The sequence below is a fragment of the Lentzea sp. NPDC055074 genome (assembly GCF_053608005.1).
On record NZ_JBSGUQ010000031.1, the window covers coordinates 63,449 to 83,913 of the forward strand.

Below are 20,465 nucleotides of genomic sequence, written 5' to 3' on the forward strand. Positions count from 1 at the left end.
TTCGTCATCAGCGGGTCTTGCGTCTGAGCGAGTTCGTCAGCAGCACCAGGCCGACCACGATGGCCGTCCCCCCGAGCGCCCATCGGAAGTCGAGCCAGAACGACCCGTTGCTCAGCACGTAGGCCGCCGTCAGCCCGCCGCCGATCCCGAAGACCAGCGTGACGGGGTCGATCCGCCTGCGCATTCCCTGCTCAGCCACGGAGCACACTCACCTCTCCGACGCTCGACCGCACGTCGAGGTCGATCTTCAGGCCACCCTCGCCGTTCTCGCCGAGGTCGCGGCCGCTCACCTCGACGCTGCTGCCGTCCGCCTGCTTGCCCAGGCAGTCGAGGTCGCCGAGGGACGACGCCTCGCACCGGAACGTCACGTCCGCGTTCTTCGGCACCCGCACGACCGCCTCGCCGAGCTCGACCTCGATCGCGGTCTTCACCTCGCCGGAGTCCGGCAGGTCGCGCAGGTCCAGCTGCACGCTGCCGACGCTCGTCTCGTAGCGGTCCCGCACGTCGGTCACGGACTTCGGAGTCTCGTTGTAGTTGCTCAGACGGGTCGGGCTGCCGTCGAAGTCGATCGCGGTCATGCCGACCCCCACCACCGCCGCCGGGATCAGCAGCCAGATCAGGCCCCGGCCACCTCCGGCGAACGAGCCGACCAGCAGGCCCGCCGCGAGCACGGCGACGACCAGGCCGATCGTGTGCGCCACTGTGAACCACGGCACCCAGGCGCCGGCGATCGCGGAGGCGGCCACCACCAGGGTCGCCACGCCCGTCGTCATCAGGCCCACGCGCGGCTTGCGCTGGCGGGGTGCCGGCGGCTGCGCCTGCGGTGCCGGGGCGGGTTCGGGCAGGTCCCAGGCGAACGGGGCGGCACCCAGCGGGTCCCAGGCCGGCGCTCCCGGTGCCAGTGGCACCGCGGGCGCGGGGTCGGTGAGCGTCGCCGGCTGCAGGTGCCCGCGGTTCTTCTGCAGCAGGTAGATGCACGCGACCGTCGCGGCCAGCGTCACGAAGACCTGGAACCCGCTGTTCCCCCCGAAGGCGAACGCGAGCATCGGGAACATCAGGATGCCCAGCAGCACGGTCTGGCCCTGCGACATCGAGCTGGAACCCTTGTTGATCAAGGCCTCCAGCGGCGACACCGCGTCGCCCTCCTCCGGCAGCAGCAGCCAGCCCGCGAGGTACAGCGGGAGGCCCACACCGCCCGACAGCACGAGCGCCACGAACGCGATCCTGACGATCACCGGGTCGATCTGGTAGCGCAGGGCGATTCCGGTGGCGACGCCTCCGAGCTTGCGCCCTGCACGGGGCCGCACCGGACGGTGCGCCCAGAACTCTCTGAGCGTGTCCGCCACGCCCTGCATTGCCTTCTCAGTCCCGCTCACACCGACAAGGTTGCTCGAACACCCTCCCGGCCACATCAGGGACCAGCCCTGAATCACGGAACCGGGGACATCCCTGATGAACAACTCGCCACGACGTGTGACGATCGGTCGGTGAGTGCACGCATTGAGCCGATGCGCCGTCGACGCACCGGCCGGGTGGTCGCGGGTGTCGCGAGCGGACTGGCGGACCACCTGGGCGCGCCCGTCTTCTGGGTGCGCGCGGTTTTCGCCGTGTTCACGGCGTTCAGCGGGGTCGGGATCGTCGCCTACGCGTTGCTCTGGATGTTCGTCCCGCAGTCGGCGGTGGCGGAGCCGGAGACCGACGAGGACCGCAAGGAGTGGCAGCAGGCCGTCGGCCTCGCCGCTCTCGGCATCGGCGTCGCGGTGTTCACCGGCCTGCTCGGGGGAGCGTGGAGCGGGTGGATCACCGGGCCGATCGCGGTGGCGCTCATCGGCGCCGCCGTCGTGTGGCGCGAGGCCGACGAGGCGCAACGACGCCGGTGGAAGGACGGGGCGTTCGCGCAGGGCAAGGCGGGGATCGTGCGGACGGTGGCGGGCGGTGCGCTGGTCGTGGCGGGGGTCGCCGCGTTCCTCGTGGTGAACGACACCGTCCAGAACCTCTCGACCGTCTTCCTCTCCGTCATCGCCACGCTCGTCGGCGTCGCCGTGCTGACGGTGCCGCTGTGGATGCGCCTCGTGCGGGACCTCGACTCGGAACGCCGTGCGCGCATCCGCACCGAGGAACGCGCCGAGATCGCCGCCCACCTGCACGACTCGGTGCTGCAAACGCTTGCCCTGATCCAGAAGCAGTCCGAGTCGCCGCGCGAGGTCAAGCGCCTGGCCCGCAGCCAGGAACGCGAGCTGCGCGGCTGGCTCTACGGCCGTGAGGTGGGCGAGCAGCCGCACTCCATCAGCGTCGCGATCGCCCAGGTGTGCGCGGAGGTCGAGGACGGCTTCGCCATCGCCGTCTCGCAGGTCGTGGTCGGGGACTGCGAGCTGGAGGACGGCATGTTCGCTCTGGTCCAGGCGTCGAAGGAGGCGATGGTCAACGCGGCCAAGCACGCGGGGGTGGGCGAGGTCAGCGTGTACGCCGAGGTCGAGCCGGAGAAGGTGACGGTCTTCGTGCGCGACCGGGGCAAGGGTTTCGACCCCGACGCGGTGCCGGAGGACCGGCATGGCCTCGCGGGCAGCATCCGGGGGAGAATGACGAGGCACGGCGGGGAGGTGCGACTGCGCACGGCTCCGGGAGAGGGGACCGAGGTGCAGCTCGAGATGCCGAGGAAGCTGGAGGCCAGGACATGAGCGTCAGGGTGTTCCTGGTGGACGACCACGCGTTGTTCCGCGCGGGGGTGCGGGCCGAGCTCGACACCATCACCGAGGAGATCGAGGTGGTCGGCGAGGCCGGCAGCGTCGGTGAGGCGGTGGCGGGCATCGCGCACCACAAGCCGGACGTAGTGCTGCTCGACGTGCACATGCCCGACGGCGGCGGTGCCGAGGTGCTGCGGCAGATCCGCACCAAGATCCCCGAGGTCACGTTCCTCGCCCTGTCGGTCTCCGACGCGGCCGAGGACGTCATCAACGTCATCCGCGCCGGCGCGCGCGGGTACGTGACGAAGACGATCTCCAGCCAGGAGCTGGTCAAGGCCGTCGTGCGGGTCAGCGAGGGGGACGCGGTGTTCTCGCCGCGGCTCGCCGGGTTCGTGCTGGACGCGTTCGCGGACCGGCCGGGTGCCGCGCCGATCAGCGACCCCGAGCTCGACCTGCTGACGCCGCGCGAACGGGACGTGCTGCGGCTGCTCGCGCGCGGCTACGCGTACAAGGAGATCGCGTCCGAGCTGTTCATCAGCGTGAAGACGGTGGAGACGCACGTGTCGAGCGTCCTGCGCAAGACGCAGCTCTCCAACCGGTACGAGCTCTCCCGCTGGGCCACTGACCGCAGGCTGGTCTGAGGAATTTGATCAACAAGGTCGCCCGCGGTGCCACCGAGGTGCTGGCGCCGTGGGTCTGGGTGATCCTGCTGCCGTTCGGGGTGGCGTTCGCGACGGAAAGCGTCTGGAAGACGCTGCTGTGGGGGTCCGTGGTCGCCTTGACGGCGTCCGTCATCCCGATGGCCGTGATCGTGCGCGGGGCCAGGAAGGGCAAGTGGGACGGCCACCACGTGACCAACCGCGAGGGCCGGGTCGTCCCGCTCGTCACGGCGGGTGCGTCGCTGGCGGCCGGCACGGTGATCATGGTCCTGGGTGGCGCGCCGCGGAACATGCTCGCGCTGGCGGGAAGCATGTTCGCCTCGCTGATCGTCAGCATGGCGATCACGTTCGGGCTGAAGTGGAAGATCTCGCTGCACGCCGCCGTGGCGTGGGCCGCCGTCGTGACGCTGGCGGTCGTCTACGGGCCGTGGTGGCTGCTGCTCGCGCTGCCCGCCGTGTTCGTGGCGTGGTCCCGCGTCGAGCTCGGTGACCACACGACGGCGCAGGTCGTGGCCGGGTCCGTGATGGGCGTGGTCGTCGGCGGCGGCAGCTTCTGGCTGCTCAGCTGATCTGCGTGATGCTGGTGATCTTCATTTCGTTGTTCACGGCGGCCACCTCGGCCTCGTAGACGCCGGACTTCTGCTCGCCCAGGTCCGTCTGCAGCGCCAGGTTGAAGGTCACCACCCAGTTCGGGCCGTGCGACCGGACCGGCACTCGGGTCTCGGTGCACTGGACCGAGGTGTAGCCCTTCCAGCGCGCCACGTACTTCTCCTGCGGCTCGCTGGCCCGCTCGTAGAGGTTGTGCCACGCCACGTCGGGATGGGCGGGGAGCTGTTCGTAGTGCCCGAACACGAACCCGGACGCCTCCGCCGCGGTGAAGTAGCGGGGCTGCTGTTGCTGCTGGAAGTTGCCCTGGTTGACCGGAGTGCCGAGATCGCCGGTGCCGCCCCAGTACGCGGCGGCCGCGCCACCACCGATCCCCAGCAGCGCGATGACCCCCAGGATCACCAGGATCCGCTTGTTCGGCGGCTTGAGCCCGCGGTGCGGCACCGGGATCTGCAGCGGCTGCGAGGGCTGCGGCTCGGACGCCAGCAGGTCGGCGGCCTCCTGCGCGGTCGGCCGGTCCTTCGGGGACTGCGAGAGCAGGCGCAGGAGCAACGGCGTGAGCTCGCCCGCGTTCTTGGGATCGCGGACCTGCCCGCTGGCCGCGCGGTAGATGAGACCGAAGCTGTTGTCGCTCGGCCCGAAGACCGACTCGCCCTCGATCGCGGTGTAGATGGTGGCGCCGAGCGAGAACACGTCGGACGCCTCGTCGGGCTGCTCGCCGCGCGCCACCTCGGGTGCGAGGTAGGCGGGGGTGCCCGAGATCATGCCGGTGTCGGTCATCGTGCCGTCGCCGGTGGCCTTGGAGATGCCGAAGTCGGTGATCTTGACCGTGCCGTCGTGGCCGATCAGGACGTTGCCGGGCTTGATGTCGCGGTGGACGAGCCCCGCCGCGTGCGCCGCCGCCAGAGCCGAGGCGACCTTGGCCCCGATGCTCGCGGCCTGGGCCGGCTTGAGCGGCCCGCGCTCGGCGATCAGCGCCGAGAGGCTGTGCGACGCGAGGTACTCCATGACGATCCACGGCTCGTCGTGCTCCTCGTCGGACACGACGTCGAAGACCGCGATCGCGTGCTGGTGGTGCAGCCGCGCGGCGTTGCGCGCTTCCCGCATCGCCCGCTGGTGGTCACCTGTGACGAGCTGCTTGACCGCGACCTCGCGGGCCAGCACCTCGTCGCGTGCTCGCCAGACCACCCCCATCGCTCCGCTGCCGATGCGCTCCAGCAGCGTGTAGCGGCCCCCGATGGTTGTCACACCCTGAGACTAATCAATCGCGGAGAAGGGCATCCGGGGTTCCCCTCGTGCGGGGTGGCGCGGATCGCGGCGGGGTTTCGCAGCCGGTGGCGAAGCGGCTAGTTTTCAAGTACTTTGAAAGTATGTCCACTGTGTCAGGGACCAACTTCAGCGAACTGCTCAACAAGCCCAAGGACTCGGTGCGGAAGCTTCACGAGTCGCCCGCCCAGACCTTGCTCCTGCGCCGCCGCGGTGACGAGGAGGATCTCGTGCTGACCACGGCCAGCAGGGCTGAAGAAGTGCGAGAGGTCGTCTCGGTCACGACCACCCTTTTCGTCGCCTTGATGCAGCACCACGCCGAAGTTCGTGACCTGGTCACCGAGGTGATGCCCAAGGCGTTCCCGTGGGTTCGGTTCTTGCCACGAGAGGACATGCAGGCGTTCGTCGTCGAGCTCGTCGACACGCTCGAAGCCGCGAACTCCCTGGGCACTCCGGCTCCCGTGTCGCAGCTGATCGGTCAGTGGCGGCGTACCGCCGAGGTGCACGCTGATCCGAAGCTGGTCGCCATCCTGACCGGGGATCACGGCGAGGACTTCGGCGAAGTTCCCGCGCCTGGGGCTGCCGCGCAGTGAGTCCCAGGAAGAACGATCCGGTGGCTCCACCACCCGTCAACGGGGAGTGGGAGATCCGGTTCCGCACCAGCGAGTCCGTCAAGGGTTGGCAAGAACTGGAGAACAGGGCCGCCGCCAACCTGCGTCGGGCCTGGGACGCCATGCGCGCAGATCCTGGCCCGGCCGTGCAGACAAGTCGACATGAACGGCTGAAAGGTGTCCTGTCGACTGGCACCCACGGTGGGCGGCTCATGCCGCGCTGGCAGATCGAGGTCACCGGTGGAGACCGCGTCTGGTACCTGCTCGACGTGCAAAAGCGCGTGGTGTGGATCGACTACGCCGGTGCGCACCCCAAGGCGACCGAGTAGCGATCAAAGCGTTCGTGTCGAGCCGAGCTCCCCGGTGGGGACTCACGTCGGGAACCCGCTCAGCCTGGTGAGACGTGCCTTCGCCGCTGCCCACGACGTCGAGCACCGCGTTCGGTGGTCTCCGGTGACGAGCTGGTCGGCCACGCTGCCCCGCGTGCCGGCACCTCGCCCCGCGCCCGTACGACCACCCCGGTCGCCACCCAGGCGACTAGTCGATCGTCGAGACGAGCTTCTGCAGCTCCCGGTCGAAGTCGATCCACAGGTCCTCCTCGCCCGGCTGGACGACGTCGTAGGAGCTGTCCAGGAACTCCGCCACGTCCTCGGCGACGGCGCTGAGGATGGCGAACCCGGTCGGCGCGTTCAGCTCGACCAGGACGCGCTCCGGGTCGTCGGAGGCCGGGCGGACCAGGATGTCGCCCTCGCCGGACGGCGTCAGCAGGCCGTCGGCCAGCAGGTCGCGGGCGAACATCCACTCGACGCGGCCGGAGCCGGTGAAGAAGACGACGGCGACGGCGTAGGGGTCTTCCGGGTCGTAGACGAGTTCGGCCTCGACCGGCGCGGGCGCCGCGCCGGGTGCCAGGAGCTGAAAAGTCGTCCGGGTGGTGACCTTCAGGTTCTCGTTGTTCATGTCGATGTCCTTCCCAGGCTGGTCTCCATGTCCGCTCACAAAGAGGAGACGGCTATCCAGCTCGATAAGGACGCGATTCGTTTCGGAACCATCCTATTGGGGGAGACGTGCGTCTCACCCTTCAGCGTTTGACCAGGTCGCGCGTCTCGTTTGGTGAGACGGTCTGACCTGCCGCGACGGGCCTCCTGCGGGTCAGTGCGACGCCCAGGAGCACCACCAGCATCCCGGCCACGACCCTCGCGTTGAGTTGCTCCCCGAGGAAGATCGCTCCAAGGAGTACCGAGACGACCGGCAAGAGGTAACCGACGGTAGTCGCCGTCGTGGCGCCCTCGTCGGCGATGACGCGGTAGTTGAGGATGAACGCGACGCCGGTGCCGAACACGCCGAGGACGATCACGGCGACGACGCCGATCCAGTGCAGGTGCAGCGGCTGCAGGCCGCCGAACGGCGTGGCCAGGAGCAGCATCCCCATCGCGGTGGTCAGCTGCATGGCGGCGAGCTGCGTCGACGTGGCACCGGTGTTGACCAGGTAGCGGCCGGCGTAGGAGTAGCCGATGGCGTAGCTCGCGGCGCCGATGAGGCACAGCACGGCGCCCCAGCTCGCGATGCTGTTGGCCGACTGCCACGGCGCGAAGATCAGCAGGACGCCCGCGAAACCGAGCCCGAGGCCGAGCAGGCGCACCAGGTTGCTGATCTTCTCGCTGCCCAGCACGAGGCCGATGGCCAGCGCGAACAGCGGCGTCGTGGAGTTGAGCACCCCGGAGACACCCGAGTCGACGGTCTGGCCGCCGAACGCGAACAGCGTGAACGGGATCGCGCTGCCGAACAGGGCCACGAACAGCATGTGACCCCAGATCCTGCGATCACGGGGCAGCGTCATCTTCGCCAGTGCGAGCACGACGAACAGCACGAGCGCTCCGAAGAACGTCCGCACGAGCGAGATCTGCAGGGGCGCGAGACTCCCGAGCGCGAGCTTCATCCACAGAAAGCTGGATCCCCACAGCAGGGCGAGCACGCCCATCCTGATCAACGTTCCGCGTTGGTTCACACGTCAACCATGCGCCCGCGAACACGTGAAAACAATTTAATTGTTGTGCTCAACCTTTAAGCACCGCTGTAAGGTTGAGGCATGCTGGACGTGCGACGAATGCAGGTGCTCAGGGCCGTCGTGAGCACGGGTTCCATCACCGCGGCGGCGACGAACCTCGGCTACACCCCGTCCGCCATCTCGCAGCAGGTCGCGGGCCTGGAGAAGCAGGCAGGCCTGCCGCTGCTCGAACGCGTCGGCAGGGGCATCAGGCCCACCGCGGCGGGCCGCCTCCTCACCGAGCACGCCGCGCGCCTGGCGGAGCAGCTGGCCGAGGCCGAGAGCGCCCTCACGGCCCTGCGCAACGGCTGCGCGGGCACCCTGCGCGTCCGCTACTTCGCGACGGCCGGCGCCGCCCTCGTGCCGCCCGCGGTGGCGACGTTCCGCGCAGAACGCTCCGGCGTCGAGCTCGACCTGAAGCTGACCGAGCCGACCGACCCGTTCGTCGAGCTGGCGGCGGGCCGAGCGGACGTGGCGATCACCGTCCTCGAACAGGACGCTCCGGCCCCGGAGGGCATGGTCGCGCGCCACCTGCTCGCCGACCCGTTCTACGCAGTCCTGCCGCGAGGCCACGCCCTGGCCCGCAAGCGCGTGCTGGACCTGGGAGAGCTGGCCGACGAACCCTGGATCGACGCGGACTGCGGCGCCACCGGCCCGTGCGCCAGCCTCGTGCGCAACGCCTGCGCGGGTGCCGGGTTCTCGCCGAAGGTGGCCGTGGAAAGCGACGACTACGCGACCGCGCAGGGATTCGTGGCGGCCGGACTGGGAGTCACGATCATTCCCCGGCTCGGTCTGGGATTTGCGCACCCCGGCGTTGTTCTGCGGAAGGTGCGCAATCCCGAACCTGTCCGGCACATTCACGTCGTGTACCGCGAGGATGCCGCTTGGAACCCGGCCGTGCTGACTTTGGCCGAAGCCCTGGAGAAGGCCGCAAGGGCCTCCTGACCAGGGCTGTTCGATCAGTAGCCGCCCAGTGACTTGTCGCTGTGCAGGAGGAAGTTCGGGCTCTTCCACTCGAACGAGATACCGCGTCGTTCGGTGGTCTTGTCACCGTTCTTCTTCGTGTACTGGACGACGACCTCCCAGTAGAAGCCTTCCTTTTCGGAGGCTTCGACGACCTTGGCGTCCTTCACGCCTGACCAGAAGGTCTGGAATCCGCTCTGGCCGCCGGGGTAGGAGGCCTGGAAGTTGGCGTTGCCGAACTTCCAGGCGTCTTCCGGCGAGGTGGGCGCGGTGGCGAAGTACTCGTTCAGGAAGCCGCGCATGTCCTCAGGGGTCGGCTGGCTCGTCCACTGACCGGCCTTGCCCGCGGACTTCGGGGGCGTCGACTGCTTGGTCGGGTTGTTGTCCTGCGTCTGCTGGGTCGAGGTGTTCGAGCCCGCGTTGTTGTCGGTGCCGTTGTCCCCGCCGCTCGAGATCATGCTCGCGAACATGATGCCGATGACCGCCGCCGCCACGATGGCGAGCGCGGTGTAGACCGTCGACTTCTTGTTCTTCGAGACCGACGCCAGCGGAGAGGGCTTCGAGGGCCTGGGCCGCTGCGAGTACTGCGGCGCGGCGGCCGGACGGTGGTTCGACGGCCCCTGCTGCTGGGTGCGCGGCGGCGGTGGCGTGTGCATGTCCACGCGCGTCGCGTTGGGCGGCGGCGGAGGAGGTGCCTGCTGCTGCGGCGGCGTGAGGGCGCGCGTGGCGGCCTGCTGCTGTTGCACCGGGGCACCGCGCCACGACGGCGGGTGGGTCGGTGCGACGACCGCGGGCGTGAAGGCGGGGGCGGCCTGGCCGTTGGCGACGGCCGCGAGCGCGTCGCGGGCCTCGGCCATGGTCGGGCGGTCCTCCGGCTCGGCACGCAGCAGGCGCATCAGCAGCGCGGTCAGCGGGCCGGCGTTGCGCGGCGGGTTGACCTTGCCGGACGCGACCTTGTGCAGCAGCGCGATGGTGTTCTCGCTCAGACCGAAAGGCGGTTCGCCCTCGATCGCGGCGTAGAGCGTCGAGCCCAGCGAGAACACGTCCGACGGCGAACCCGGGTCGTAGCCCTTCGCCACCTCGGGTGCGAGGTAGGCGGGGGTGCCCGCGAGCATGCCCGTCGCGGTGACCGTGACGTCACCGGTCGCGCGGGAGATGCCGAAGTCGGTGATCTTCACCGTGCCGTCGTCGCCGAGCAGGATGTTGCCGGGCTTGATGTCGCGGTGCACGATGCCGGCGTTGTGCGCGGCGGCCAGCGCGGAGGCGACCTGCATGCCGATCGACGCCACGTCGCGCGGAGGCAGCGTGCCTCGTTCGGAGAGCACACCGGAGAGGCTCTTCGACGGCAGGTACTCCATGATCAGCCACGGCTGGCTGTCGTCCTCGGCCACGTCGTAGACGGCCACCGCGTGCGGGTGTTGCAGGCGCGCGGCGATGCGGCCCTCCCGCATGGCTCGTCTCTTGGCCTCGTCCGTGTCAGCTTCGGCCAGTCCGGGCTGCAGGAGCAGTTGCTTGACCGCGACGGTGCGGTGCAGGCGTTCGTCGTGTGCCGTCCAGACGACGCCCATGGCGCCGCTGCCGATCCGCTGGCTCAATCGGTAGCGACCAGCGACCAATCGGCCATCGTCGGTCACAGTTGCTCCCCGCTGTGCGGTCACTTGCTCTCAGTTCAACGGATGATCACACCTTCGGGTTCAGATCACCCATCGGTGCGGGTACCCACCTTACGAGATTTCTACGGCGTAACGACGCTTAGCCCGCCGGAGGCGGCACAGTCGTCGTTGTCACGACCGGCACTGACGACGACGGCTTCGGAGTAGTCGTCGTCGTGGTGGTCGTCGTTGTAGTGGTCGTCGTGGTGGTCGTGGTTGTGGTCGTTGTAGTGCTAGACGTCGTTTGCTGCGTTGTCGTTGCCTCGGGGGTGGTTGTGGTCACCTCGGGCAACGAAGTCGTCGGCTCCACCGTTTGCGAACTGCTCGCAGGCGGTGCCGACGGGGTCTCCTTTTCCTTGTTGAACACCCCGAGCGCGACCATCAGACCGCCGATGACCAGCAACAACGCCAGTACAACAGCAGCGATCACCAGCGGCCGGTTGTTCTCCGGCCCCCTCGCGGGAGCCATCGGCGGTGCGGTCCGCGGCGGCGACGTCCTGGGCACCGGCCGGACCACGCGGGTCCGCTCGGGTTCCACGATCGTCGTCGGGTCGGGTCCGTCGACCACGGCCAGGCCGCTGAACGACGGTGAACGGCCGTGCGCGACGGCGTTGAGCACCTCGCGCGCCTGGGCCATCGTCGGCCGGTCTTCCGGCTCGAAGTTCAACAGGTACAGCAGCGTGTCGGCCAGCGGGTGGTCGACCGTCGGCGGGTTGATCCGACCGGCCGCGACGGCGTGCAGAACACCGAGAGTGTTCTCGCTCACTCCATAGGGCGGCTCGCCCTCCATCGCGGCGAACAGCGTCGAACCGAGCGAGTAGACGTCCGAGGCCGGCGTCGGGTCCTGGCCCCGCGCGATCTCCGGAGCGAGGTACGCGGGCGTGCCGGCGATCAGGCCGGTCTTGGTGACCGTGATGTCGTCGGACGCGCGCGAGATGCCGAAGTCGGTGATCTTGACGACGCCGTTGTCGGCGATCAGCACGTTGCCGGGCTTCACGTCGCGGTGCACGATCCCCGCCGCGTGTGCCGCCGCGAGCGCCGCCGCGCACTGGCTGCCGATGCTGGCGACCTCGAGCGGGTCCATCGGCCCGCCCTCGGCCAGCGCGTCGGCGAGACTGTAGGACGGCAGGTACTCCATGACCAGGCACGGGACGCCGTCCTCCTCGACGACGTCGTACACGGCGATGGCGTTCGGGTGGTGCAGCTTCGCGGCGATGCGGCCCTCGCGCATGGCGCGCTGGATGGCCTCGTCCTGCTCGGCCTCGTCGAGGCCGGGGGCCAGCAGCAACTGCTTGATCGCGACCTCGCGGCCGAGGCGTTCGTCGTGGGCGCGCCAGACGATGCCCATCGCGCCGGAGCCGATGCGGTCGAGGAAGCGGTAGCGGTCGGCGATCAGACGGCCGTCCGAGGTGCCGGACGTCGTCACAAGCCCACCTCAGGGGTGCGCGGAGGCGTGACTGCGGCTGCGGCAGCAGGTCCCACGCTCGTGCTCCTCGTGCGGTAGTCGGCGGGTCGTCCGGAATGCCCGCACAGGGTACCTGCCGGGGGCGGCCGCTGAGCTACCTGTCGTGCGTCAGTTCGCCGGGGCGAAGAAGTCGAATCCGCCGACGGCGTCGCCCACGGTGTTCAGCACGGGGTCGAGGATGCCGAGGTCCACGCTCACGTCGACCGGGTTGGAGGTCGGGGGCAGCGGGGTCTCGGACTTCGGCGGCGTCGTGTTGCTGCTGCTGGGCGGGGTGGTGGACGAGCTCGGCGGCGGCGGAGGCGTCTCGCTCGACGGCGGCGTGCTCGGCGTGCTGGTCTCCGTGGGCGTCGACGGCGTGGTCGAGGTCTCGGAGGTGGGTTGCTGCGTCGGCTGCTGGGCCTGCGTCTGGGTCTGCTGCTGCGTCGGACGCTGCTGCTGGGTCTGGACGTACGGGGCGACGCGCGTGGTCGGGTCCGCCGACGTCGGCTCCGCCTGCTTCGTCTCGCTCGCATCGGACTGCTGCGTCTTGTTCGACGGCAGCTTCACGACGCCTTCGGTGCCGGCGCTGGCGCCACGGGCCTGGGCTCGCTCGTCGAACCGCACCTCGGCGAGCGGGCGCTCGTCCGGCGAGGACAGCCACGAGGAGGCGGCGAACGCGACGGAACCGCAGATGATGACGCCACCGCTGGCGGCGGCGGCCAGCTTGCCGACGGTGAAACCGCCGCGCTGGGTGTCGTCGGCGCGGCCCTCACGGCGCAGCAGCTCCGTGATGTGCAGCTCCTTCATGGGCTGCTTCTTCTTGCCGCCCGCGGCCTTGACCGGCTTGAACTTCACGGTCGGCTCGAACGACTCGGGGGTGATGTCGTCGGTGATCACCGGGATCTCCACGGTTTCCGCCTCACGGCGGGCGATCAGCTCGGCGACGGACAGCTGGCCGGTCGACTCAGCCGATCCGGTCAACCGCCGACGATGGTCCTCAATCGACACCGCTCGTTCACCCTTCCAAGTTCGCGTACGCGCACTGGCGGGAACATGGATACCGAATCGTGACCGGAGATGTAACCCCTATGGGGGAATTTTCACGGCCGGAACCCGGTTTTCGCGACGAGCGGTCACCGTTCGACTGCGAACGGCGAATCAGTTGGGTGCGACCTAACTCCTCGGCCTAGCTGCGCTGCGCCGAAAGGACTTCAGTCGCGACGATGCGCGGCTGGGTCGTGCTGGTCAGCCAGAAGAGCTGCTCGATGCGCAGCCAGCTGCCGTCGGTCTCCTGCATCGAGACGACCGCGAGCACCGAACCGTCCGGCCGCACCGAGGTCTGGTCGACGTTGACCGTCTTGATCTTTCCCCAGGACTGGACGAACTCGGCGGGGTTCGCCCCGACCAGGTCCGGTGTGAGCAGCTTGGCGGCCGCGCCCGGCTTGGTCGTGAGCAGCTCGTAGAACTTCTTCACCACGTCCACCTGCGGCAACGGGCCGATCGAGACCTCGGGCGTCGCCGTCTCGGGTGCTTGCACAGCCGCGGTCTCGAGCAGCAGCGCGGACGGCTGCGGCATCGGCATCACGGCGGTGGGGGTGGTCTGCAGCGGTGGGTGCTCGTGCGGCAGCTGGGCCGACAGGACGTCCGGGCGCAGCGCGCTCGACCCGGACAGCGCCACGGGCCGTTCGGAGATCGGGACGCCGACGTTCGCCGGACGCTTGCCCGCGAGGATCGCCGCGCCCGCGATGGACGAGACGAGCACGACCGCGCCGGTCAGCAGGCCCGCAACCCTGGCGACACGGCCCGTCCTCGTGCGACGGCGGCGGCCGGGCACGACCGGGATCACGGTCGTCGTCGCGGTCATGTTCTCGGTCGGGCCGAGCAGGGAGGTGACGAGAGCGTCGGTGGCGGCTTCCTCGTTCGAGAGGATGCGCATCGGAGCCGGCTGCTGCTTCATCAGCTCGGCAACGCTGATCGAGCCGGCGCGGGCGTGCCGCCGTCCTGTCGTCGCCGCGGGACGCTGCACTGCTCTGGCCCTCCGTACTGTCCGTGTTCAGCAGAAGACGTACCGTGGCCTCGCCTGAAGACGCCAGTTTCTTGGTGGACTTCACCCGTCCGTGGCGGTCAGCGGTGGCCTGGGATCGCTCGATGGTGCTACCTACTACGTTCGGTAGCTCCGGTCGTGACCTTTAGCCACTTCAGCCGCCGAGCTTCAACCGTTCACCGTTGATCAACGGCAGGTCCCCGAGCGTGAAGCTCAGCTCGCGCTTCTCGGTGCTGACCGAGCCGTCCTTCTTCGTCACCTGCAGCAGGCTCACGGTGAGGCCCTTGCCGGGGTCGACCACGATCTCCTTCACCTCGATCAGCGAGATGTCGGCGAGCCTGCCCTCGAGCAACGCGCCGGCGTTGGAGCGCACGGTGTCCGTGGTCATGGCGAGCGCCGTGTCGGCGTTCGTGGCCATCTCGCGGTAGAAGTGCTCGGTCTGCTCGGCGATCTTGCCGCCGTCGACGACGGGGGCCTGGGTGACCGGCAGGGTCGTGATGACGACCGGCGGGACCGTCCCGGGTGGCTGGGGATTCGTGGCGGACGCCTGCCCGCTCGTGCCCGCGACGCTGCTGGAGCCCGTGCCCGGCACGGGGACTCCCCGGCCGGTGTTCGCGGCGGACGGCGGAGAGGCGCTGGTGGCCGACGGACTCGTGCCGCCCGTCTGCAGCGCGCCGATCGTCGGCACGTCCGAGGGGTAGCCGGGCAGCCCGACCGTCTCGACCGCGCCGCCACCGCCGACCAGCTTGGCCGCGGCGACGCTCAGGCCGATCAGCACGAGCACAGACGAGACGACGGCGAACCAGGCCGCGCGCTTCCAGGTGCGCGGCGGCGTGACCGAGGCGGGCACCAGCCCGATGTTGAACTTGCGCAGGCCGTCGGTGTCCTGCAGCGGGTCGATCTGGCGGCGGCGGGGCAGCGGGATGCGGTCGCCCCCGACGACGGGCCGCGGATCCAGCGGCTGTGGCCCGTCGTCCAGACGATGTTTGCCCGGCAGTTCGTCCATCCCGACACCCCTCTGCGACGCAATCAGGGTAGGGCCGTCTGGAGGTACCGAAGCAACCAAAAGGGGGTGTTCAGGACGAGTGACACTCTTTTGTGTGAAGTTCCTACCGCGGCGGGAGTTGTGCTTGACCGCTGTTCAACTGCTTGCGCGTGTTCTGCACGCCGTTGAGCGCGGCCAGGCCGCTGCCTCCCGCGATCAGCGCGCCGATCACGTCGGCGGCCAGGGTGTCGCCGCTGGTGATCAGCAGACCGATCAGCGCGCCGGCGGTCGTGATGATGGCGGTCTTCCAGCGGCTGCGGACGAACTGCGAGACGGGCGCCCCGGAGAGGCCCTTCTTGTTCGCGGCCGAGCCGAGCGCGCCCAGGTAAGCGTCGTGCGCCAAGGCGGCGAGCAGGCCGGCGATGGCGATCAGTGCAGCGATGAGGCCCATGCCTCCAGTGTGCCCCCAGAATTTTTCGGTGGACCATCCGTGATCGCCCTGATATCCGATTCGGGTGGACATGTTCTGGCACGACGACTGCCTCGAGCACGACGCCGGTGAGGGCCTGTGGGAGCTGCCGGGCTCCTGGCCGTGGCTGGACGTCGCCGAGCCGCACCCGGAGACGGCGGCGCGCCTGCGCACGTTCCGGCACGCGCTGACGCACGGTCCGGTGGCCTCACACCTGAAGTGGCACGAGGGGCGGCATGCGTCCGTCGACGAGCTTCTGCGCGTGCACACGGCGGGGTACCTCGACTCGTTGCGCGTGTCGGAGCGTGTGGCGCTGGAGGTCAACACGGTCGTAGGGCCGGAGACTTGGCGTGCGGCCTCTGCGGCGGCGGGCACGGCGTTGGCGGCGCTGGAAAGTGGCGCACCGATCGCTTATGCGCTCGTGCGGCCACCAGGGCACCACGCGCAGCCGGACATGGCGGACGGCTACTGCTTCGTGAACAACGCGGCGCTGGTGGCGGAAACCGCGCGACGCCAAGGGATGCGCGTCGCGGTGCTGGACTGGGACGTGCACCACGGCAACGGCACGCAGGAGGTCTTCTACGACCGGCCGGACGTGCTGACGATCTCGGTGCACATGAGGCACGGCTCGTGGGGTACGAACCACCCGCAGACGGGCGCGCCATCAGAAGTGGGCGCCAACGGCAGGAACGTGAACATCGAGCTGTCACTCGGTGCGGGTGACACGACGTACATGCGCGCGCTCGACGAGATCGCTTTCCCGCTGCTGCGCGACTTCGCGCCGGACCTGCTGGTGTGCGCGTCCGGGTTCGACGGCTCGGCGTTCGACCCCAACGGGCGTCACAACCTCACGGCGGACGGGTACCGCGAGATCGGGCGGCGGGTGGCGTCGTTCGGGACGCGGGCCGTGCTCACCCAGGAGGGCGGCTACCTGCGCGGGTACTCGGCGCTGTGCCTGCACGCGCTCGTGGAGGGCCTGCTGGGGCTGCCGGAGCCGTTGGTCGAGGACCCGCTGGCCTACGTGCCGGACGACTCCCAGCTCGCGGACGTGGACCTCGCCCGCGTTCGTGCCGCCCTGGAGCCTTTTTGGCCCGGCGTGCTGTGACGCCGGGCCCGTCTTCCCCTGCTACCTGCCGAGCGGGCCGCGACCCATCTTGAGCAGGATCATCGCGAGGTCCTTGCCCTCCGGGCCGAGGGGCTTGTAGCGGGTGAGCACGTCGATCTCGCGGTTGTGCACGATCTTGGTGCCGCCGGCCGCCATCCGGGCCGCGCCGATGATCTTGGATACCTCGACGCGCCGTTGCACGAGGCGAAGGATCTCCGCGTCGAGGTGGTCGATCTCCTCGCGCAGGGCGTTGATGTCGGGTTCGGTGGTGGTGTCCATCATTGGTGACCTCTCGAGAACTTCGAGTCCTGGCCCGGAAGCGACGAAGCCCCGGGGTCCGAGGACTCCGGGGCTTCGTGGTGGCTTTTCAGCGCTAGACGACCACGGGAGCCGGAGTCCGGGTCCCGTAGAAAAACTCGAAGAACGTCGCGCGCATGGATGCAGTGTCGCACAGAACTCCCCGCAGCCGCCAAGCCCGCGCGGTGAGCGGGCTCACCAGGTGGGACATCAGCCCGAGATTCCCTCTTCTGATGGAGACGCAGACGACCTATGGTCTGCGGGTACTCGTTCCAAGACCTGGGGGTCCCATGAAGTACGTGCTCGGGATGACGGCTGCCCTGACGCTGTCTCTCGCGGTCGCTCCGCCCGCTTCCGCGGAACCTGATTTCGCCACCGTCGCGCTCACGAAGGTCTCCGGCTGGTCCGGCCCCGGCACCACCTGGGTCACCAGAGGCGGGACCAACGGCCGGCAGAAGTTCGACCTCGTCGTCACCAACGTCGCGGGCCACGACGAGCAGGGCCTGTCCGTCTTCATCTCGTTCCCGATCGACCGCCTGGAGGTCACCGGCTACGAGGGCGACGGCTGGGACTGCTGGGACGTCGCCGACGGTCCCGGCGCCGAGGGCGTCGAGTGCACGCAGGATCACCTGATCGTGCACGAGGAGGCGTGGCCGACCCTGACGGTCGAGACCAGGGCAGGCTCGATCCACACGCAGGACAGCATCGACGTGTACGCCGAGGCAGGCGGCCACGACGCGGTGCACGCGGGTCAGTCGTTCTTGATCGACACCAGCACCTGATAGATCCCGCTCATCGAACACATGGTCGGGCGGTACCGGATTTGTCGGTGCCGCCCGGTACCGTGGATGAACGATGAGCGCCTTGTTCGACTTGCCCTCAAGTCCCCCCGTTTCCCGCGCGGGCCACCTGCTCGACGACCTGAACCCCGCGCAGCGCCGTGCCGTGGAGCACGCCGGCTCACCGCTGCTCGTGGTGGCGGGCGCCGGCTCCGGCAAGACGCGCGTCCTCACCCGGCGGATCGCGTACCTGCTCGCGGAACGTGACGTGCACCCCGGCGAGATCATGGCCATCACGTTCACGAACAAGGCCGCCGCCGAGATGAAGGAGCGCGTAGCCGACATGGTGGGCGCGCGCGCCCGCTCGATGTGGGTGTCGACGTTCCACTCGATGTGCGTCCGCGTGATGCGCAGGGACGCGAAGACCCTCGGCATGTCGTCGAACTTCTCGATCTACGACAGCGACGACTCGCGCCGCCTCATCACCCTCGTCGCCAGAGATCTCGACCTCGACCCGAAGAAGTACGCGGCCCGCACCCTCGCCGTGCACATCTCGAACCTCAAGAACGAGCTCATCGACCCGGAGACCGCGGCGGCCCAGGCCACGAACGACCTGGAGCGCCGGGTGGCCGAGGTCTACGCCGTCTACCAGCGCCGCCTCGGCGAGTCGAACTCGCTCGACTTCGACGACCTGATCATGAGGACCGTCGAGCTCCTGCAACGCTTCCCGGACGTGGCCGAGCACTACCGCCGCCGCTTCCGCCACGTGATGGTCGACGAGTACCAGGACACGAACCACGCGCAGTACACCCTCGTCCGCGAGCTCGTGGGCAAGGCGGGCGGCGAGATCCCCCCGGCCGAGCTGTGCGTGGTGGGCGACGCGGACCAGTCGATCTACGCCTTCCGCGGCGCCACGATCCGCAACATCGTGGAGTTCGAGCGCGACTACCCGGACGCCACCACGATCCTGCTGGAGCAGAACTACCGCTCCACCCAGAACATCCTGACCGCGGCGAACGCGGTGATCTCCCGCAACCCGAACCGCCGCGACAAGTCGCTGTGGTCCGACCTCGGCGAGGGCGAGAAGATCGTCGGCTACGTCGCCGACAACGAACACGACGAAGCCGCGTTCGTGGCGAACGAGATCGACCACCTCGTCGACAGCGGCGAGGTCAACAACTCCGAGATCGCCGTCTTCTACCGCACCAACAACCAGTCGCGCGTCTTCGAAGAGATCTTCATCCGCCTGGGCCTCCCGTACAGGGTCGTGGGCGGCGTCCGCTTCTACGAGCGCAGGGAGGTGCGGGACGCCCTCGCCTACCTCCGCACCCTGGCGAACCCGGACGACACGGTCTCGCTGCGCAGGATCCTCAACGTCCCCAAGCGAGGCATCGGCGACAGGGCGGAAGCCTGCGTCTCGGCCTACGCGGAACGCGAACGAATCAGCTTCGCCGCAGCCCTCCGCGAAGCGGTGAACGACCGGGTCCCGCTCCTGAACCCCCGCTCCCGCAACGCGATCGCGGGCTTCGTGGAGATGATGGACCAGCTGGGCGAGATGGTCGCCCGCGAGGACGACGTGGCCGACATCCTGGAAGCAGTCCTGGAGAAGACCGGCTACCGCACCGAACTGGAAGCCAGCGAGGACCCCCAGGACCACACGAGGGTGGAGAACCTCAACGAGCTGGTCACCGTGGCCAGGGAGTTCACCGAACTGGAGCTCCCCGAAGGCGCGGACCCGGTCCCGTCCCTCCCGGCATTCCTGGAACGAGTCTCGCTGGTGGCGGACGCGGACTCGATCCCCGACGCGGAGTCGGACGGCGTGGTCACCCTGATGACCATCCACACGGCCAAGGGCCTCGAATACCCGGTCGTCTTCAGCACGGGCTGGGAAGACGGCGTCTTCCCGCACATGCGAGCACTGGGCGACCCAGCAGAGCTGGCGGAAGAACGCCGCCTCGCCTACGTGGGCATAACGAGGGCCCAGCGCCGCCTCTACCTCTCCAGGGCCCTGGTGCGTTCAGCCTGGGGCCAGCCTTCGGCAAACCCGGCCTCGCGCTTCCTGGGAGAGATCCCCCAGGACCTGCTGGACTGGCGCCGGGTAGAACCGTCCCGCTCAGGCCCGGCAGCAGCCACGACCTGGGGCCGCTCAGCCTCAGGCGGCATAGCCTCCCGAGGCCTGACCCGCCCGGCCCCGGGCAAGACGGGCTGGAAGGACGCCCCGGCGATGAAGCTGGACGTGGGCGACCGAGTGACCCACGACAAGTACGGCCTGGGCCGAGTGGTGGCAGTGGACGGCGCGGGCCTGCGGGCGACAGCGACGATCGACTTCGGCGGGGCAGGAACAGTCCGCCTGATGCTGATCGGCAGCGTCCCGATGACCAAGCTCTAACCGGCCCACCCCCGAACAACTCGCCCCTCGCCTCGCCACACCACGACAGCCGCGCTCTACTCGACTCGATGCCGAAGGCGAGCCACCGGAGCGCAACCGAGGCATGCCCATCGTCTGCGACGCCGAAGGCAAGCTGCCTGAGCGCAGTAAGGCCATGCGATGCCGAAGGCGAGCTGTCTGACCGCAGACAAGAGCAACACCCAAGCATCCGCGATGCCGAAGGCGAGCCTTCAGAGCACAAGCCCAGAGCAACGCCCGACCAACCGCGATGCCGAAGGCGAGCCGTCCTTACCAAGAGGGCCTGGGTGGGGTGGCTTCGTCACGAGTCGTGCCACAGCTCTTGCTGCATGCCTGTGGGGGTGTCAACTCGACACGCTCTTCGTCGAGTTGACACCCCCACACGGAAGTTTGGCGCTCCTTGGGCGGGACGGGGGGAAGACACACCCCCACCCGCACCCACCCATGCAA

General features: G+C 69.1%; 21 protein-coding genes. 9 read left to right on the forward strand and 12 right to left on the reverse strand.

Annotated features, from left to right (window positions below; genetic code table 11):
• Positions 1–7: 7 nt before the first annotated feature.
• Positions 8–199, reverse strand: coding sequence for a hypothetical protein (locus ACWF7A_RS42115; protein ID WP_452256060.1), 192 nt, complete (start codon positions 197–199; stop codon positions 8–10).
• A complete protein-coding gene (locus ACWF7A_RS42120; RefSeq protein ID WP_452256061.1) occupies positions 192–1,376 on the reverse strand; it encodes a PspC domain-containing protein in 1,185 nt (394 codons plus the stop codon). The genes ACWF7A_RS42115 and ACWF7A_RS42120 overlap by 8 nt, the downstream gene beginning before the upstream one ends.
• A 132-nt stretch (positions 1,377–1,508) precedes the next feature.
• Between ACWF7A_RS42120 and ACWF7A_RS42125 the strand changes: the two genes are divergently transcribed.
• From ACWF7A_RS42125 to ACWF7A_RS42135, 3 genes are read left to right on the forward strand one after another with little or no spacing between them, the layout of a single operon-like run.
• Positions 1,509–2,678: a PspC domain-containing protein gene (locus ACWF7A_RS42125; RefSeq protein WP_452256081.1), complete on the forward strand. Its 1,170-nt coding sequence runs from the start codon at positions 1,509–1,511 to the stop codon at positions 2,676–2,678.
• Positions 2,675–3,325 (forward strand): response regulator, encoded by a 651-nt coding sequence (locus ACWF7A_RS42130; protein WP_452256062.1) that lies wholly within the window; start codon positions 2,675–2,677, stop codon positions 3,323–3,325. Before ACWF7A_RS42125 ends, ACWF7A_RS42130 begins: the two co-directional genes overlap by 4 nt.
• Before the next feature lie 5 nt (positions 3,326–3,330).
• A complete protein-coding gene (locus tag ACWF7A_RS42135; protein WP_452256063.1) occupies positions 3,331–3,912 on the forward strand; it encodes a phosphatase PAP2 family protein in 582 nt (193 codons plus the stop codon).
• On the opposite strand, the gene ACWF7A_RS42140 is transcribed toward ACWF7A_RS42135, so the two are convergent.
• Positions 3,905–5,197, reverse strand: coding sequence for a serine/threonine-protein kinase (locus ACWF7A_RS42140; protein WP_452256064.1), 1,293 nt, complete (start codon positions 5,195–5,197; stop codon positions 3,905–3,907). The two genes, ACWF7A_RS42135 and ACWF7A_RS42140, sit on opposite strands and share 8 nt — an antisense overlap.
• 122 nt (positions 5,198–5,319) lie before the next feature.
• Between ACWF7A_RS42140 and ACWF7A_RS42145 the strand changes: the two genes are divergently transcribed.
• A complete protein-coding gene (locus ACWF7A_RS42145) occupies positions 5,320–5,808 on the forward strand; it encodes a hypothetical protein (RefSeq protein ID WP_452256065.1) in 489 nt (162 codons plus the stop codon).
• 20 nt (positions 5,809–5,828) lie between these two features.
• Entirely contained in the window at positions 5,829–6,155 is a 327-nt protein-coding gene (locus ACWF7A_RS42150; protein ID WP_452256066.1) for a hypothetical protein, read from the forward strand.
• Between the two features lie 208 nt (positions 6,156–6,363).
• Here the strand turns inward: ACWF7A_RS42150 and ACWF7A_RS42155 are convergent, their stop codons facing one another.
• Complete coding sequence (locus ACWF7A_RS42155) at positions 6,364–6,783, reverse strand: SsgA family sporulation/cell division regulator (RefSeq protein WP_382445559.1); 420 nt, start codon at positions 6,781–6,783, stop codon at positions 6,364–6,366.
• Positions 6,784–6,904: 121 nt separating this feature from the next.
• Positions 6,905–7,831, reverse strand: a complete 927-nt coding sequence (locus ACWF7A_RS42160) for a DMT family transporter (RefSeq protein WP_452256067.1) — start codon at positions 7,829–7,831, stop codon at positions 6,905–6,907.
• 81 nt (positions 7,832–7,912) lie between these two features.
• On the opposite strand from ACWF7A_RS42160, the gene ACWF7A_RS42165 reads away from it, so the two are divergent.
• On the forward strand, positions 7,913–8,815 hold the full coding sequence (locus ACWF7A_RS42165; RefSeq protein ID WP_452256068.1) for a LysR family transcriptional regulator: 903 nt from the start codon (positions 7,913–7,915) through the stop codon (positions 8,813–8,815).
• A 14-nt stretch (positions 8,816–8,829) separates the two neighbouring features.
• Here the strand turns inward: ACWF7A_RS42165 and ACWF7A_RS42170 are convergent, their stop codons facing one another.
• From ACWF7A_RS42170 to ACWF7A_RS42195, 6 genes are all read right to left on the reverse strand, one after another.
• A complete protein-coding gene (locus ACWF7A_RS42170; protein ID WP_452256069.1) occupies positions 8,830–10,467 on the reverse strand; it encodes a protein kinase domain-containing protein in 1,638 nt (545 codons plus the stop codon).
• 118 nt (positions 10,468–10,585) lie between these two features.
• Entirely contained in the window at positions 10,586–11,911 is a 1,326-nt protein-coding gene (locus ACWF7A_RS42175) for a serine/threonine-protein kinase (RefSeq protein WP_452256070.1), read from the reverse strand.
• 147 nt (positions 11,912–12,058) lie between these two features.
• Positions 12,059–12,910 (reverse strand): hypothetical protein, encoded by an 852-nt coding sequence (locus tag ACWF7A_RS42180; protein WP_452256071.1) that lies wholly within the window; start codon positions 12,908–12,910, stop codon positions 12,059–12,061.
• A 205-nt stretch (positions 12,911–13,115) separates the two neighbouring features.
• Complete coding sequence (locus ACWF7A_RS42185; RefSeq protein ID WP_452256072.1) at positions 13,116–13,955, reverse strand: hypothetical protein; 840 nt, start codon at positions 13,953–13,955, stop codon at positions 13,116–13,118.
• Positions 13,956–14,127: 172 nt separating this feature from the next.
• Positions 14,128–14,979 carry a hypothetical protein gene (locus tag ACWF7A_RS42190; RefSeq protein ID WP_452256073.1) on the reverse strand — a complete coding sequence of 284 codons (852 nt, stop codon included), beginning with the start codon at positions 14,977–14,979 and terminating at the stop codon, positions 14,128–14,130.
• A gap of 103 nt (positions 14,980–15,082) precedes the next feature.
• Positions 15,083–15,409: a hypothetical protein gene (locus tag ACWF7A_RS42195; protein ID WP_452256074.1), complete on the reverse strand. Its 327-nt coding sequence runs from the start codon at positions 15,407–15,409 to the stop codon at positions 15,083–15,085.
• A 70-nt stretch (positions 15,410–15,479) separates the two neighbouring features.
• Here ACWF7A_RS42195 and ACWF7A_RS42200 point away from each other — a divergent pair, with 70 nt between their 5' ends.
• Positions 15,480–16,532, forward strand: coding sequence for a histone deacetylase (locus ACWF7A_RS42200; RefSeq protein ID WP_452256082.1), 1,053 nt, complete (start codon positions 15,480–15,482; stop codon positions 16,530–16,532).
• Positions 16,533–16,553: 21 nt separating this feature from the next.
• Here ACWF7A_RS42200 and ACWF7A_RS42205 read toward each other — a convergent pair whose 3' ends face one another.
• Entirely contained in the window at positions 16,554–16,814 is a 261-nt protein-coding gene (locus ACWF7A_RS42205) for a chorismate mutase (protein WP_452256075.1), read from the reverse strand.
• Between the two features lie 305 nt (positions 16,815–17,119).
• Between ACWF7A_RS42205 and ACWF7A_RS42210 the strand changes: the two genes are divergently transcribed.
• Both ACWF7A_RS42210 and pcrA read left to right on the forward strand, forming a co-directional pair.
• On the forward strand, positions 17,120–17,611 hold the full coding sequence (locus tag ACWF7A_RS42210; protein ID WP_452256076.1) for a hypothetical protein: 492 nt from the start codon (positions 17,120–17,122) through the stop codon (positions 17,609–17,611).
• A gap of 73 nt (positions 17,612–17,684) precedes the next feature.
• On the forward strand, positions 17,685–19,997 hold the full coding sequence (gene pcrA / locus ACWF7A_RS42215; RefSeq protein ID WP_452256077.1) for a DNA helicase PcrA: 2,313 nt from the start codon (positions 17,685–17,687) through the stop codon (positions 19,995–19,997).
• Positions 19,998–20,465 lie beyond the last annotated feature (468 nt).